The organism is Rhodococcus sp. GA1 (genome assembly GCF_024321955.1).
GTDB classification, from domain to species: domain Bacteria; phylum Actinomycetota; class Actinomycetes; order Mycobacteriales; family Mycobacteriaceae; genus Rhodococcus; species Rhodococcus pyridinivorans.
In genome coordinates this window covers 2,109,819-2,124,226 of sequence record NZ_CP097186.1, presented here as the reverse complement: position 1 = coordinate 2,124,226, position 14,408 = coordinate 2,109,819, and the positions used below count along the sequence as shown (strand labels likewise).

Annotated in this window: 14 protein-coding genes; 7 read left to right on the top strand and 7 right to left on the bottom strand. The window is 66.9% G+C overall.

The features are described 5' to 3' along the window. Nucleotides 1–9: 9 nt before the first annotated feature. Entirely contained in the window at nucleotides 10–975 is a 966-nt protein-coding gene (locus M3330_RS09965) for an oxygenase MpaB family protein (protein ID WP_006552468.1), read from the bottom strand. A gap of 4 nt (nucleotides 976–979) precedes the next feature. Further along, complete coding sequence (locus M3330_RS09960) at nucleotides 980–2,515, bottom strand: aldehyde dehydrogenase family protein (protein WP_064061161.1); 1,536 nt, start codon at nucleotides 2,513–2,515, stop codon at nucleotides 980–982. Between the two features lie 259 nt (nucleotides 2,516–2,774). Between M3330_RS09960 and M3330_RS09955 the strand changes: the two genes are divergently transcribed. Then, the gene (locus M3330_RS09955) at nucleotides 2,775–3,395 is read left to right on the top strand and encodes a GntR family transcriptional regulator (protein WP_235367235.1); all 621 of its coding nucleotides are present in this window, start codon (nucleotides 2,775–2,777) and stop codon (nucleotides 3,393–3,395) included. 81 nt (nucleotides 3,396–3,476) lie between these two features. Then, nucleotides 3,477–4,334, top strand: coding sequence for an oxygenase MpaB family protein (locus M3330_RS09950; protein WP_255028614.1), 858 nt, complete (start codon nucleotides 3,477–3,479; stop codon nucleotides 4,332–4,334). Between the two features lie 66 nt (nucleotides 4,335–4,400). On the opposite strand, the gene M3330_RS09945 is transcribed toward M3330_RS09950, so the two are convergent. The 3 genes from M3330_RS09945 to M3330_RS09935 form a co-directional block, all read right to left on the bottom strand. After that, the gene (locus M3330_RS09945; RefSeq protein WP_255028613.1) at nucleotides 4,401–4,877 is read right to left on the bottom strand and encodes a DUF4334 domain-containing protein; all 477 of its coding nucleotides are present in this window, start codon (nucleotides 4,875–4,877) and stop codon (nucleotides 4,401–4,403) included. A 195-nt stretch (nucleotides 4,878–5,072) separates the two neighbouring features. Further along, entirely contained in the window at nucleotides 5,073–5,534 is a 462-nt protein-coding gene (locus tag M3330_RS09940) for an alcohol dehydrogenase catalytic domain-containing protein (RefSeq protein WP_037217266.1), read from the bottom strand. Continuing rightward, a complete protein-coding gene (locus M3330_RS09935) occupies nucleotides 5,531–6,808 on the bottom strand; it encodes a TetR/AcrR family transcriptional regulator (RefSeq protein WP_039586666.1) in 1,278 nt (425 codons plus the stop codon). The genes M3330_RS09940 and M3330_RS09935 overlap by 4 nt, the downstream gene beginning before the upstream one ends. Nucleotides 6,809–7,063: 255 nt before the next feature. Here M3330_RS09935 and M3330_RS09930 point away from each other — a divergent pair, with 255 nt between their 5' ends. From M3330_RS09930 to fadD5, 3 genes are all read left to right on the top strand, one after another. Then, nucleotides 7,064–8,053 carry a nitronate monooxygenase family protein gene (locus M3330_RS09930; protein ID WP_006552461.1) on the top strand — a complete coding sequence of 330 codons (990 nt, stop codon included), beginning with the start codon at nucleotides 7,064–7,066 and terminating at the stop codon, nucleotides 8,051–8,053. Further along, nucleotides 8,050–8,829, top strand: coding sequence for an enoyl-CoA hydratase (locus tag M3330_RS09925; RefSeq protein ID WP_039586665.1), 780 nt, complete (start codon nucleotides 8,050–8,052; stop codon nucleotides 8,827–8,829). Before M3330_RS09930 ends, M3330_RS09925 begins: the two co-directional genes overlap by 4 nt. A gap of 306 nt (nucleotides 8,830–9,135) precedes the next feature. Next, on the top strand, nucleotides 9,136–10,734 hold the full coding sequence (gene fadD5 / locus M3330_RS09920; RefSeq protein WP_255028610.1) for a fatty-acid--CoA ligase FadD5: 1,599 nt from the start codon (nucleotides 9,136–9,138) through the stop codon (nucleotides 10,732–10,734). Nucleotides 10,735–10,944: 210 nt separating this feature from the next. On the opposite strand, the gene M3330_RS09915 is transcribed toward fadD5, so the two are convergent. Continuing rightward, entirely contained in the window at nucleotides 10,945–12,093 is a 1,149-nt protein-coding gene (locus M3330_RS09915; RefSeq protein WP_006552458.1) for a hypothetical protein, read from the bottom strand. Beyond that, a complete protein-coding gene (locus M3330_RS09910; protein WP_255028609.1) occupies nucleotides 12,093–13,028 on the bottom strand; it encodes a metal-dependent hydrolase in 936 nt (311 codons plus the stop codon). Before M3330_RS09910 ends, M3330_RS09915 begins: the two co-directional genes overlap by 1 nt. 233 nt (nucleotides 13,029–13,261) lie before the next feature. On the opposite strand from M3330_RS09910, the gene M3330_RS09905 reads away from it, so the two are divergent. Together M3330_RS09905 and M3330_RS09900 are read left to right on the top strand one after the other, a co-directional pair. Continuing rightward, nucleotides 13,262–13,921 (top strand): TetR/AcrR family transcriptional regulator, encoded by a 660-nt coding sequence (locus M3330_RS09905; protein ID WP_033097919.1) that lies wholly within the window; start codon nucleotides 13,262–13,264, stop codon nucleotides 13,919–13,921. Continuing rightward, nucleotides 13,918–14,397: a rhodanese-like domain-containing protein gene (locus tag M3330_RS09900; RefSeq protein WP_006552455.1), complete on the top strand. Its 480-nt coding sequence runs from the start codon at nucleotides 13,918–13,920 to the stop codon at nucleotides 14,395–14,397. Before M3330_RS09905 ends, M3330_RS09900 begins: the two co-directional genes overlap by 4 nt. Nucleotides 14,398–14,408 lie beyond the last annotated feature (11 nt).

Genomic DNA, 14,408 nt, shown 5'->3' with positions numbered 1-14,408 from the left:
GTCGGTGCGTCAGTGTTCGACGCCCAGATCGTTCGGACGGTAACCGAGGGGGTAACCCGGATACGTCCGGTTGGTGGCGTTGCCCGCCGACAGCGACACGCGTCGCTTCGGCAGTCGCCGCACGAACGCCGACCGTGCCCGCAGCGCGCCCTCGACGATCTCCGTCACCTGCGGTGAGCTCTTCGGGAAACCGAACGCCGACGCCATGCGGTCGTCGATCAGCGCGAAAACGACCTTCTCGATGCCCTTGTTCAGCACCTTCGGGTACCACGACTGGAACAGGCGCAGCGTGTAGGTGCCGATGGCGTGGTTGTCGTCGCTGTAGGTGAACTTCTCGCGCTCGTATTCGAGCTTGAACCGGTGGAACTCCTGGAACGACTCCGGGATGTCCTTGATGCCCATCCGGATGCCCACCTGGCGGTAGAAGTAGAACGACGCCAGCCGCTCCTTCGGGTGCAGGCGACGCCACCCGTAGCGGTCGATCCAGTCGAGCGGGTCGTACACGAAGGTCGACAGGACGTACAGCATGTCGTCGTTGTCGATCGAGTACTTGCCGTGCATCCGGTTGATGTTGCGCAGCGACTCGCGTCCCCGCTCGGCGTCGTAGCCGTGCTCGACCAGCTCGGCCATCAGCAGCGCCGTGTCGTCGTACCGCTTCTGCGGCCGCTTCTCGAACTCGCCGGTGCGGGCGAGCAACTCCGAGATGCTGGGCACACAGTACGTGCGGAAGAGGGCGAACTCGAGCGACCGCTGGTAGTCCCACGGGAACTCGTAACCGGCGGTGATCCGCACGATGTCCTGGTGCTGCGTGACCGGGTCGAGCTCCTCGATCACCTCGACCCAGCCCATCCGCCCACGCTTCGGGTGCGGGTCCCTGTTCGGGGGTGGGAACGTACCGGCCTTCTCGATGCGTGCCTCGGGCTTCGCGACGACGGCGGCCTTTCGGCTGCGAGTGCGCGGGGGAGTGGTCGTCATCGGCTCACCTTCCGTGCATGAACTGGAGCATCGCTCGCGAGATTTTCAGATCGCGCTCCGGACGCTCGAGGCTCATGAGTTTGAGCGGCGAGCTGAACTTCGCCACCGTGACCGACTTGGGACGGCTGAACTCGCGCAGGCCGTCGGCGCCGTGGATGCGGCCGAAGCCGGACTCGCCGATGCCGCCGAAGGGCAACGAGGCGATGGCGGCGAAGCCGAGCACCGAGTTGACCGACACCATGCCGTTGCGCAGGCGCTCGGCGAGCTGACGGCCTTTCTTCTTGTTGCGCGTGAAGATCGACGCACCGAGACCGTAGTTCGTGCCGTTCGCGCGTTCGACGGCCTCGTCGAGGTCGCGAACCTTGTTGACGACGACCGTCGGGCCGAAGGTCTCCTCGCACACCGCGGCCGAGGTCTCGGGCACGTCGGTGAGGATGACGGGCTCGACGATGCGCTCCTGCACCGAATCGAGTCCGCCGAGGACGGCCTTGCCACCGGACTTCAGGGCGTCCTCGATGTGACTGCGCACGATGTCGACCTGGCGCGGAAGCGTCATAGGGCCGTAGGTGGAGTCCTCGTCGCCGCCCGGCTTCGCGCGCCGGACGGTGGCGGTGAGCTTGTCGAGGAACTCGCGGTAGACAGGCTCCTCGACGTAGATGCGCTCGACGCCCGCGCAGGTCTGGCCGGCGTTGCCGAAGGCGCCGAAGGCGGCGAACTCGACGGCCTCGTCGATGTTCGCGTCGGCCGCGACGATCATCGCGTCCTTGCCGCCGCATTCGGCGACGAGCGGGGTGAGCGACTCGGCGCACACCGCCATGACCTTGCGGGCGGTGGGGCCGGAGCCGGTGAAGGCGACCTTGTCGACACCCGAACGCACGAGCGCCGAACCCGTCTCACCGAGACCGGTGATGACCTGGAAGACCGGCTGGGTGGGGGCGATCGAGTTCCACTTGTCCTCGAGCCACTTCGCAACACCGGGGGTGAGCTCGCTCGGCTTGAAGACGACGGCGTTGCCGGCGGCCAGCGAGTAGGCGATCGAACCCATCGGGGTGTACACGGGGTAGTTCCAGGGGCCGATCACGCCGATGACACCGAGGGGCTTGTACTCGAGGGTTGCGGCCTGGTTGAAGCTCGCGACGCCCGAGGGCACCTTGCGGGGCCTGAGCACCTTCTTGGCGTTCTTGGCCGCCCAGTCGAGGTGCTCGACCGCCAGCATGACTTCGAGGAAGGCGTCGCCGAAGGGCTTACCGGTCTCCTTCGCCACCACCGATGCGAGCGAGGTCGCGTCGGATGCGATGGCCTTCTTGAACTCGAGGAGCCAGTCGCGGCGGCCGCGGAAGCCCTGCGCCTCCCACCAGCGCGCGGCGACGCGGGCGCGCTCGACGGCCGCGCCCACGGCGGCCTCGTCGGCGACCGGATACTCGGCGATCACCTCGCCGTTCCGGGGGTCGAGGCTGGCGAAGGTGTCGGTGCTTGCTGCCGTGGATGCCTTGTCCGAGCTGCTCTTCGCGTTCTTCGGACTGGTGAGGTTCTGGGTCATGTTCGACACTTCCTGGTGAACCACATCACATATATTTGATGTGATAGCTGTAGTGGACATCACATTAGGCGTTCGCGGGACAATTGGACAACCCCCGTGCGCAGTTGTCCGGATTCCTACAGGAGACACGATGGCGGCACCGACACGTAGCCCCGGGACAGCGGCGGATCACGCTGCGGCATCCCGACGTTCGGAGGGGGCCGTACGGCGCCGTCCGCAGCTTTCCGACGAGGTGGCCGGTCACCTCCGCGGCTCGATCATGTCCGGCGTGTTGCGTCCGGGCGACTTCATCCGGCTCGACGAGACCGCCGTCGAACTCGGCGTCAGCGTCACCCCGGTCCGGGAGGCGCTGCTGACGCTGCGCGGGGAGGGGATGGTCGAATCCGCCCCGAATCGCGGCTACCGGGTCTCGCCCCTCACGCGCGGCGACATCGACGACATCTTCTGGCTGCAGGGGCAGATCGCCGTCGAGCTCGCGCTCCGAGCGGCCGACCGTGCCACGCCGGCCGACCTCGAGCGTCTGGCCGAACTCAACGAGAGGCTGCGCAGGCTCGTCGTTGCCCCGGAAGGAGTGACACCCGACATCGAGCGGATCGCCGACGCGGAGTTCGACTTCCATCGCGAGCTCAACCGCATCGCCGACAGCCCCAAGCTCGCGTGGTTCCTCAACACCGCCGCGCGCACGATTCCGTACCGCCTCTACGCGCGCGACGCCGAGTGGGGAACGCTCGCCATCCGATCGCACACGAAGCTGATCGAGGCGATCGCCGCGCAGGACCACAGCGAGGTGATCACGCAGACGCTGGTGCAGTTCGAGGACGCGGCCGCGCGTCTGGTCGTCCACCGCGAGCGAGCGGGTGTCGATTCGCCTCCCGGATAGGCACTTGCATATCTGAGTACGGGTGTGAACAAATTTGTATGACAGTGCTGCACCAGTGCTTTCACCGTCAGGAGACCTCCGATGACGACCCACGCCGAAGAGCGCGTCCCCACCGTCACCACCGACGAACCGGTGGCGACCCCCGCTCCGCTTCCGGCGGGCTCGTTCGAACTGGCCGACTTCGTCGGAGAGTCGATGCTCCTGCTCGGCGCCGGCGCGACGGTCCTCCTGCAGCTGGCATCGCGCGGTGTCGGGCACGGCGTCGCCGATCACAGCACCACCCTGCAGCGGCCGCTCGACCGGTTGCGCACCACGATGACCTACGTCTACGCGGTCACGCTCGGTACTCCCGAGGAGAAGAAGCAGATCGTCCGGATGGTCAACAAGGCGCACGTCCCGGTGCGCTCGGAGACCTACAACGCCTTCGATCCCGAACTCCAGTTGTGGGTCGCCGCAACGCTGTACCGTAACGGTGTCGACATGTACCGGCGGATGTTCGGGCCTGTCACCGATGCCGACATCGAATACATCTACCGCCAGTCCGCGGTCTACGGCACGGCCCTGCAGGTCGAGGACGACATGTGGCCGAAGACGCGGGAGGAGTTCGACAGGTACTGGGACGAGATGATCGCGACCTTCGAGGTCGACCGGAAGGTGCGTTCGTTCACCCGCGATCTCCTCACCGGCGGTGACGCCCCGCTTCCCGTTCGCGCCCTCGTGCCGCTGCAGCGCTTCATGACGATCGGTCTTCTCCCGCAACGCATGCGCGACGAATTCGCGCTGCCGTGGAGCCCGCGCGACCAGCGGCGCTTCGACCTGTTCTGGAAGGTGGTCCCGCCGATCTACCGCGCGGTGCCCAGGCCGATCCGACAGCTGTCGGCCACCTACTACCTCAACGACATGCGCCGCCGGATGAAGGCGCACGGACACGTCATCTGAGCTCTCCGCCGAGAACGTCGAGTGGCCGGACGCGCGTCCGGCCACTGTGCGTTTCCCGTCCGACGGTCACACGGCGGTGTCGCGTTCGAGACCGAACCAGTAGTGCTCGCCGTCGTCGAACACCAGCGAGCCCTTGCCGTTCATCACCCCGACGACGGTGTCGTCGTGGACCTTCTTGAAGTGGTCGAAGACCGGCATGCCGTCGTAGACCATCGTCGCCGTCATCTCACCGCGGAAGACGATCTCCCACAGGCTCGCTTCGCCGCGTCCGGTCTTCGTGTCGGAGAACAACTCGCCGTCCTCGCCGTAGCACACGAGCGGCTGGACCTCGGACACCGACGCGAACGTCTTTCCGTACCACCGCGACCTGCCGAGCAGTGTGTGGGTGCGGTGCCCGGTGTCGAAACTGTAACCCTTCCACCGGTATCCGACGAGATCGTCGAGGCGTGCCGGAGCGAGATGCTCCCAGAGGGCATCGAGTTCGCGAGGATCGATCCGGTCGGTGCGGGCGCGCAGTTCCTCGAGTCGCTGGACGACGTTCATGTGTTCCCCCGGATGTCGAAGGTGAGTACGGCTCTGATGATCTCGCCGGAGTCGACAGCGGCGAGAGCGTCGTCGAGTTTCGTGAAATCGAAGGTCTGCACGAGTTCGTCGAGCGGAAAGTGCCCGTCGCGCCACGGCGCGGCCAGCTCGTGAAGGAGACACCGGGGCTGGTCAGCGACGACAGTGCCTGCCGGATCACGGATTCGGCGCCCACGGACTCCACCGCATCGCCGGCACCACCGCCGGTGAGGCGACGCAGATGGCGTCCGAGGTCGTCGTGATCGTCGGGGGAGAGGACCTCGGTGGCCCCGAACGATCGCGGAGCCCGTGCCGTCGTGGATCGGGGGCGACGACGATGATGTTCTCGCACAAGGAAATCCGTTCTGTCATCACCGCGGCCGTGCCGACGGCGCCGAGATCGAAGACGACGATCGTCGAACCCTGTTCCGTGACGACTCCGGCACCCTCGTGTCCCGGTACGACGGGCCTCGGGACGGGAACGCCTCCCGCGGCGGCGGTGAGGTCGGTGTGGCAGATCCCGACCCCGTGGATCTGTACGAGCACTTCGTCGTCGCGCAGTTCGGGCACGGTCACGGTCTCGAGCCTCAGCGGTGCACCGTACTCGCGGAGTACCGCTGCGGCCCTGGTGCGGGTCATCCCACCGCCTCCGGCGAACCGGTGTCGCCGAGCAGTACCGAGAGCATCAGTTGCTGCACCCTGCGCTGCCGGGAGGGGGTGGGCAGGAAGTGCACGAGGTTGCCGGTGTCGAGCACGAGGTTGAGCGCGGCGTGCACGAGGAAACGGCATTCGACGGCGGGCAGCTCGGGGCGGAGCTCCCCGACCAGACGGGCCCATTCCTCGATGTTGAGCCGCTGGATGTTCCGCAGGTCGCTGCGATGGTGCGCGGGCAGGTTGCCGATCTCGGCGAAGTACACCGACATCAGTTCGCTGTTCTCGAACGACATCCGGACGTACGCCTCGGTGAGGACGTCGAGGGCCTGCGCGGAGGTCGTCGAGTCGGTGAGCGTTTCGCCGATGATCATCGCGACGCGATCACCGGCCCGGTGGAAGGCGGCGGCGAGCAGATCGGCCTTGCTCGCGAAGTGACGGTAGACGCCGGACGCGTTGATACCTGCCGCAGCACCGATCTCCTCGATGCTCACCTCGTGATAGCCCCGGGCGTCGAAGAGCAGCACGGCCTCGTGCAGGAGGACCTCGCGCTTGTTCGCCACGGACAACCCGCCCGGCTCGGGAGTCGGTGCGGGTTCGTCGATGTCGGGCACCAGGTCGGTTGCCGCGACCGCTGTGCACGCGTCGAGCAGCAGCTGCTGCAGGCGCCGGTTGGACAGCGGAACGCGGTGAGTGGTGATGGAGCCGATGACGCTGAGCATCGCGCTGCTGAGCAGCACGTAGTCGTCGTCGGTGAGATCGGGCCGCAGCCGCGCGGCCGTGCGGGCGAGATGGCGGTTGAGTGCCCGCGTCTTCGAGCGGATCTCGCTGTGGTCCTCACCCGTGAGGTAGCGGCGTTCCCAGCGGTACAACCCGCCCGTCCGGCGGTTCTCGATCGTGGTGCGGATGAGCGCGAGGAGTTTGCGTTCGAGCTCCTCGGCGGCGGCGAGTCCGGTGGCGTTCGCTCCGCTCTGCTCGTCGAACTCCGCGAGGGCGGCGCCGAGGGCGTCGGCGAGGGTGACCACGGCGTGGTGGAACAGGGCGTACTTGTTCGGGAAGTGCCGGTACAGGGCGGGGCCGGAGATGCCGACGGCAGTGGCGATCTCGTCGATGCTCACGCCGTGGTAGCCGCGTTCGCTGAACGCCTCGGCCGCGACCGTGGCGATCTGTGCCTTGCGGTTCTTCGGCCGGCGCCGCACGGTGGGGGTCGGGGTGCCGGTCTTGGCGGCTGTGCGTGCCCCGCCCTGCGCTTGTTCGGGCACCCTGCCTCCTCGTCGTGGATCCTGTTGCCGGCCGCGATGTCGCGGTGAATGTTCGTCGGCCTCAAAGGTAACAGTCGAACCCCCCTGCGGAGAAACACTACTTTTGGGTAAGAATTGCCAAAACTGCAGGGCAGAACGTATTGACAAACCAGCACCCAGACCGCAAAGTTAGCACCAATTCTCCAGCTGCGTCACCGCTGGGCGCATACGGAACCGTCACGACAGCGGCACTTTTCGAAGGACCGAGGAGGACTCGTGAGAACCCGATTCACCGAGATTTTCGGGGTGGAGCATCCCATCGTCCAGGGAGGCATGATGTGGGTCGGCCGCGCCGAACTCGTGGCCGCCGTGGCGGAGGCGGGAGCGCTCGGCTTCATCACTGCACTGACCCAGCCCACCCCGGAGGATCTCGTCCGCGAGATCGAACGGACACGCGAACTCACCGACAAGCCGTTCGGCGTCAACCTCACCATCCTGCCGTCGATCGATCCGCCGCCGTACGCCGAGTACCGCCAGGCGATCATCGACTCGGGCGTGAAGATCGTCGAGACCGCCGGCTTCAACCCGGCCGACCACCTGCCGCACTTCAAGGATGCCGGCATCAAGGTGATCCACAAGTGCACGAGCGTGCGGCACGCGGTCAAGGCCGAGCGCATCGGCGTGGACGCCGTGAGCATCGACGGCTTCGAGTGCGCCGGGCACCCGGGCGAGGACGACGTTCCGGGCCTGATCCTCATCCCCGCCGCGACGAGCAAGCTCAGCATTCCCGTGATCGCGTCGGGCGGCATCGCCGATTCCCGCGGGCTCGTGGCGGCACTCGCGCTCGGCGCCGACGGTGTCAACATGGGCACCCGCTTCATGTGCACGGTCGAATCGCCCGTGGCCCACGAGGTCAAGGAGCAGATCGTCCGCAACACCGAACTCGACACGAAGCTCATCTTCCGCACGCTGCGCAACACCGCTCGTGTCGCCACCAACGCGGTGAGCGAAGAGGTTGTCGAGATCGAATCGCGCGGAGCCGAATTCGGCGACATCGCCCACCTGGTCGCCGGCGCCCGAGGCCGCAAGGTCTTCGAGGACGGCGAACTCGACGCCGGCATCTGGACGGCCGGGCAGAGCCAGGGGCTCATCCACGACATCCCCACCGTCGGAGAACTGGTCGACCGCATGGTCGCCGAGGCGGAGGCCATCATCACGGGTCGCCTGAACGACATCGCCGGTGCAGATCGGGCGGTGCGCGCATGACCTCGACCACCACCGAGAGCCTGCGGTCCGAACTCGCCGACGGCATCCTGCGACTGACCATCACGCGTCCGCGCCGGATGAACGCGATCGACCTGACCACGATGAAGACGCTGAGCGACGCGGTGAAGGCGGCCGGCGACGACGAACGCGTCCGTACGATCGTCGTCACCGGTGAGGGATCGGCGTTCTGCACGGGCGCGGACCTGGCTGCGGGAGCGGCGGATCCGCAGGACCCCGGTGTCGTCATGGACACCGCCAACGAACTGGTCCGGACGATCGCATCCGTCCCGGTGCCCGTCGTCGCGGCGGTCAACGGTCCCGCGGCGGGCGTCGGTGTCTCGATCGCCCTCGCGGCCGATCTCACCTACGCGGCCGAGAGCGCGTACTTCCTGCTCGCCTTCGTCAACATCGGACTGATGCCCGACGGCGGCGCGAGCCTGCTGGTTCCGGCCGCGATCGGGCGGGCCCGGGCCGCCGAGATGGCACTGCTCGGCGAGCGGGTGTCCGCGCAGGACGCCGACCGGTTCGGGTTGGTCGCCCGCACCCTGCCCGACGCCGAACTCGCCGCGCACGTCGACGCCGTCGCCTCGCGGACCGCATCCGGTCCGCGACGTGCCCTGGAACTGACGAAGCGGGCCCTCAACGCCTCGACGCTCGGCGAGCTCGACACGGCGCTCGCGCGGGAGAAGGACGGTCAGGTCGAGCTCCTCGGCTCAGCCGACTTCGCGGAGGGTGCCATGGCGATGCTGGACAAGCGTCCCGCTCGCTTCGCCTGACGGGACGATCCTTCCCGGCATGGTTCTAGGAGGATCGACAAGGAACTTTCCGGACGGGAGCAGGAACCGACGTGCTCGTCGAACACCCGCTCCCGTCCGGTGAAACCAACGCTCTACCAGTGTTTTCTGCCTCTTTCACCCGTTCTCGCTCGGCGACGACGCCTGGAGCGAGGCGGTCCGCATTCGTGGAATCTCCGTTAACAAAAGCTCTGGCCCAAACCGTTCCGGGTCTGTAATGTGCCTCACACATCGACGGCTCGGAACAGGCCGTGCCCGCACCCCCGCCACGTCACGAGAGGATCATCGATGGTTCCCCCCTCTGTCGTTTCCGAAGCGGTCGGCTCCGACGCCACCCGCTTCCGTAGCAACAACTGGAACAATCAGGTGGCGCGCCACGCCCTGATGATTCCCCATCGCACGGCCTTCCGATTCCGCGGCGAGACCATCACCTGGTCGCAGCTGGACACGCGTGTCGAGAAGCTCGCCGATGCACTCTCGCGTCGCGGCATCGGCTTCGGCGACCGCATCATCATCCTCATGCTCAACCGTCCGGAGTACGTCGAGATCGTGCTCGCGGCCAACGCCCTCGGTGCCATCGCCGTGCCGGTGAACTTCCGCCTCACCGCACCCGAGGTCGCCTTCCTCGTGGGCGATTCCGGCGCCACGGCGATCGTCGCGGAGGGGCCGCTCGTCCCGCTCGCCGCCGCCGCGCGTGGCCAGGCGGAGGGCATCGAACTGTCCATCACGGTCGGAGTCGAGCCGGAAGGCGACTCGCTCTCCTACGAGGCACTCGTCGCCGAAGAGGGCGAACCCCACCCGCCGGTGGAGATCCCGAACGACACGCCCGCGCTCATCATGTACACCTCGGGCACGACGGGCCGGCCCAAGGGCGCCGTGCTCACCCACTCCAATCTCGAAGCGCAGTCGCTCACCTGCATCCGGGCCTTCCGTCTGTTCGACGAATCGGGCATCGGTTTCTGCGCGTCGCCGATGTTCCACATCGCGGCCCTCGGCTCGATCGCGCCGAGCCTGATGCTCGGCACGCCCACCGTCATCCACCCGGTCGGCGCCTTCGACCCGGAGGAACTGCTCGACGTGCTCGAGGCCGAGAACGTCACCAGCCTGTTCCTCGTGCCGGTGCAGTGGCAGGCGATGTGCGCCGCGCAGCAGGCCGAGCCGCGGAAGTTGAAGCTGCGCAACATCTCCTGGGGTGCGGCGCCGAGCTCCGACACGATCCTGCGGGCCATGGCGGAGACCTTCCCCGATGCCTTCAACGTGGCGGTCTTCGGCCAGACCGAGATGTCGCCCATCACCTGCGTGCTCGACGGCGACGACGCCATCCGCAAACTCGGCTCCGTGGGCCGGGTCATCCCCACAATCCAGGCGCGTGTGGTCGACGACGAGATGAACGACGTCGCTCCCGGTGAGGTCGGCGAGATCGTCTACCGCGGTCCCACCATGATGCGCGAGTACTGGAACAACCCCACCGCTACCAGCGAGGCATTCTACGGCGGATGGTTCCATTCCGGCGACCTCGTGCGCGTCGACGAGGAGGGCTTCGTCTACGTCGTCGACCGCAAGAAGGACATGATCATCTCGGGTGGCGAGAACATCTACTGCGCCGAGGTGGAGAACGTCCTGTTCGGGCACCCCAAGGTGCTCGAGGCCGCGGTCATCGGTCGCCCCGACGCGAAGTGGGGCGAGGTGCCCGTCGCCGTCGTCGCGCTGAAGCCCGGCAACGACGACCTCACCCCCGACGAGCTCCAGCCGTACCTGGACGAGCACCTCGCACGGTACAAGCACCCCAAGGAGGTCGTGATCGTCGACGCCCTGCCGCGCAACGCGAGCGGTAAGGTCGTCAAGGGTGAACTCCGCGGCGGTCTCCCCGCCGTCGCCCAGGGCTGATCCCCGGCTCACTCCTCGTACGAACGAACGGGGACCGGACCACTGCGGTCCGTGTCCTCGTTCGTCGTCGTGCCGGAGGGACGCACCGACGCGACCCGCTTCGTCATCACGTTGAAGAGGGTCGACGACCGGTGGTTGCTCGACGGAGCCGACGCGCGGTGGCGCGGGCCGGCTTCCGTCGTAGCGGAACGTCGGGCACCACCGAATTCGTCAGGCCTCGGTGAGCGTCTTCGACGCGGTGTCGTCCGGGCTCGTATCGGCCCTGCGCGGGACGGTGAAGGTCGCAGCGACACAGGCGATTGCGACCGCAAAGCATGCGACTGTGTACCACAGGCTACCGATCGGGTCGCCTGCCTCGGTGACCCCGTCGACGGCGGAGAACCAGTCGGGCAGAGCACCGATCCACAGCACGGTCATCACGACGAGATAGGCGACGGCGTACCAGCGGACGAGGTCGTTCGAATAGGGCCGATCCGTGGGTGTACTCCGCAGCCGGGACCACTGGCGTGAGAGCACGTAGATCGCCACGATCGACAGGATCACGAGTTCGGCCGCGTAGATCGTTGCCCGAACCGTCGTGCTGCCCATGCCGATGACGGTCGCCGGCGCAGGGAGGATCACCACACCCACGGACGCGAGTAGTCCGACGGTGACCGTGCGCCAGGTCAGTTCGAGCCCGCCGAAGGTGCGACCGGCGTCGATGTGCCGGCCGACGAAGAACTGCGCGCAGAATGCCAGCGACATCGGCCATAGGGCAGCGAAGACCACGACGCTCGGGAGCGGAACGGAGTCGAAGAAGGGCTGGTTGATCGGGTTGTCGAGCGACCACTCCCACCACCGCAGCTGCGGTCCGAGGTGATCGAAGATCTCGTAGAAGGCGTGGTGGACGAAGCCCACGCAGACGGCGCCGACGACGGTGCCGTACTGCCGGAACACCCCGAGCATCCGAACGATGTCGAACGCGATCGTCGCCATCATCGGGTAGATCGCGATGATGTACAGCGGCAGGCGTCCCCACAGGAACTCGACGGTGAACACGTTGTGCGCGAACATCGTGTCGAGGTAGTCCTCCACGCCGAAGGCGTCGGGGAAGTACAGCAGCGGTTCGATGATGAACAGGAACGCGAGGGTGCCGAGCCAGACGACGAGGTTCGTGGCGTCACCGGTGCGCCGCAACCGGACGATCGCGTACACGAGCATCAGCACCGCCCCGAGCACGATGGTCAGCTCGAGGACGGGCAGCGTCCAGTTCTCCAGCGCGAACGGACTGCGCAGTTCGAAGATCCCCCCGGCTTCGTCGCACGAGAATCCGAGGCGGGTCGAGAGGTCCTCGAAGGTGGGCGAGCACAGGTCCGACATCAGTTGTTCCTCCCGCCCACGGTTTCCGCCGTGTACCAGTGCGAGACGTCGTAGCCTTCGTCGAATCGACGGAACCACACGTCGGCGAGGGCCGGCAGCTTCTCGTGGTCGGGATTGTGCTTGGGCATCTGGCTGCGGATGATGCCCACCAGCGCGACGAGCTGTTCGCCGAGCGGCAGGACGTCGAAGGCGCGCGGCATCGGGCCGTGATCCTGGTACTGGAGGAACGGCAACCGGCGCCGCAGGTTCTGCTTACGGCGGTGCGACGCGAACATCGACATCGTGTCGATCTTCCGTTCCTCCAGCGGCACATGCTTGTTGAAGCCCTCGCACGCGATGGCGATGACGTCGAGCACGTGCTTGAACACCGAGGGGGCCTGCCGCATGCGGTACAGATCGCTGCCGACCACCGCGTCGAAGATGATGAGCGCCGAACTGCGGTGTTCGACCTCCTCGACGAAATGCCAGATGAACAACGAGGCGACCCGGTCGTCGCCGGGGCGGAAGAGCGCCGCGTCGTTGTCGAGCATGAGCTTGAAGACGGGAGTGAAGGTCGCCTCGAGATCGGCGGTGTACGCGAGGCGGTATTCGGGGGAAGTCTCGGCGGTGAGCTTGTCGAAGGCGCCGATGACGTCGTCGAGCGTCTCCTGCAACCCCGGATAGCTCTTGATCAGTCCCTTCACGTGCTGCCGGTGGGCGGTGGAGTGCTGCCCCTCCTGGTACATGAAGGCGTTGGCCTCTTCGAGGACCTCGGGATCGGTGATGCGCGGGGTGATCTCGCGGATCATGTTGACGATCATCTTCTCGAAGCCGATCGCGAGGAACGAGACGGCGTTGGCCATGCTCGAGAAGGCCGGGTTCTCCTCGTTCCACAGGAACGGCACGTCGTAATCCGCGAATGCGAAACGCATCTTGCGGACCTGCAGGTTCGTCATGGGGCGGTACCTCGTCTCGTCGACGCCGGGCTGGCTGTGGACCTGTTTCGGGACACGGTCGGGAGGACCTCTAACGAGCCGGGAGGCCCCGATCGGCGTGACCATACACGAAATGCGTCATGTGTATGATAGGTGTCCCATTCGCTCGCGGGAGCCCGTTTCGCACCACATCCACCGAGGTCGGCTGTGTTACCGTCGGGCCTTCTCCAGGCGACGGCTCGAGGAAGCGCGAAGTGGCACGTAGACGTGGGTGGGGTGGGAGTCCTCCCGCCGACGACGAAGAGGCGTCGCAGCGGATCGTTGCCGCTGCCGTCGACCTGATCGACCGGACCGGCGCGGAGATCAACATCGCCGATGTGGCCCAGTCCCTCGGGGTGATCCGCCAGACGGTCTACCGCTACTTCCCCAGCGCGGACGCCCTCATGCGTGCGGCCGCCATCGCCTCGGTCGAAGGATTCCTGGAACGACTCACCCGGCAGGTCGCGGGACTCGACGATCCGGTCGAGGCCATGACCGAAGGTGTGGTCTACACGCTCGCGGAGGTGCGTCGCACCCCGCATCTCGGCATCCTGCTGTCGAGCACCTATTCGAACCCGCATCCCGAAGCGATCGCCTCCGAGGAGGCGTGGATGTTCGGCATGGCGATGATCAAGCGGTTCGACGTCGACTGGGAGGAGCACGGCTACGACGACGACTCCCTCGCGGAGCTGGTCGAGTACGTGCTGCGCACGATGCAGTCGTTCTTCGTCTCGCCGGGAACCCCGCCACGCTCCGACGACGATCTGCGCCGCTACCTGCGACGATGGATGGGTACGGCGATGCTCGCCCAGCGGGAGTGGGATTCCGGCAATCTCGCGAAGCGCGACTGCTCTCCCGTAGAGTCCGGCTCGTGACGAACGAGCAGCAGATCAGGCGTGCCGATCGTACGCGCGACGGCGATCCCCAGAACGTTCCCCGCCCGCTGGAGGGTGAAGCCGACCGCACGGTGGTGGAGACGACCTGGGGCGAGGTGCAGCCGATGCAGGTGGCGGCGGGCGTGGCGACCGTCGGTGAACTCGAGGTGATCGAACTGCTCGACCGGGGCGCTGCGCTGGTGGACACGCGGGTGCCCGATTCCCGGAGCGGGGTGAGCCTCCCCGGTGCCGTGAACATCCCGCACGAGGATATCGTCGAGAGGAGGGGTGAGCTCGACCCCGCCCGGACGACGATCGTCTTCTGCAACGGTCCCCAGTGCCCTCAGTCGCCCGATGCGATCCGGAAGCTGATCGATGCCGGATATCCCTCGTCCGCGCTCGCCTATTACCGCGGGGGACTGCACGACTGGGCGACTCTGGGATTCCCCCTCGCCCCGGTCCGGCCGGCGTCGTGAAAAGGGCTTGC

Bases quoted from the DNA above. Each gene is read 5' to 3' on its own strand.
- M3330_RS09965 (WP_006552468.1), bottom strand. From the start codon at position 975: ATGACGACCACTCCCCCGCGCACTCGCAGCCGAAAGGCCGCCGTCGTC.
- M3330_RS09960 (WP_064061161.1), bottom strand. From the start codon at position 2,515: ATGACCCAGAACCTCACCAGTCCGAAGAACGCGAAGAGCAGCTCGGAC.
- M3330_RS09955 (WP_235367235.1), top strand. From the start codon at position 2,775: ATGTCCGGCGTGTTGCGTCCGGGCGACTTCATCCGGCTCGACGAGACC.
- M3330_RS09950 (WP_255028614.1), top strand. From the start codon at position 3,477: ATGACGACCCACGCCGAAGAGCGCGTCCCCACCGTCACCACCGACGAA.
- M3330_RS09945 (WP_255028613.1), bottom strand. From the start codon at position 4,877: ATGAACGTCGTCCAGCGACTCGAGGAACTGCGCGCCCGCACCGACCGG.
- M3330_RS09940 (WP_037217266.1), bottom strand. From the start codon at position 5,534: ATGACCCGCACCAGGGCCGCAGCGGTACTCCGCGAGTACGGTGCACCG.
- M3330_RS09925 (WP_039586665.1), top strand. From the start codon at position 8,050: ATGACCTCGACCACCACCGAGAGCCTGCGGTCCGAACTCGCCGACGGC.
- fadD5 (WP_255028610.1), top strand. From the start codon at position 9,136: ATGGTTCCCCCCTCTGTCGTTTCCGAAGCGGTCGGCTCCGACGCCACC.
- M3330_RS09915 (WP_006552458.1), bottom strand. From the start codon at position 12,093: ATGTCGGACCTGTGCTCGCCCACCTTCGAGGACCTCTCGACCCGCCTC.
- M3330_RS09910 (WP_255028609.1), bottom strand. From the start codon at position 13,028: ATGACGAACCTGCAGGTCCGCAAGATGCGTTTCGCATTCGCGGATTAC.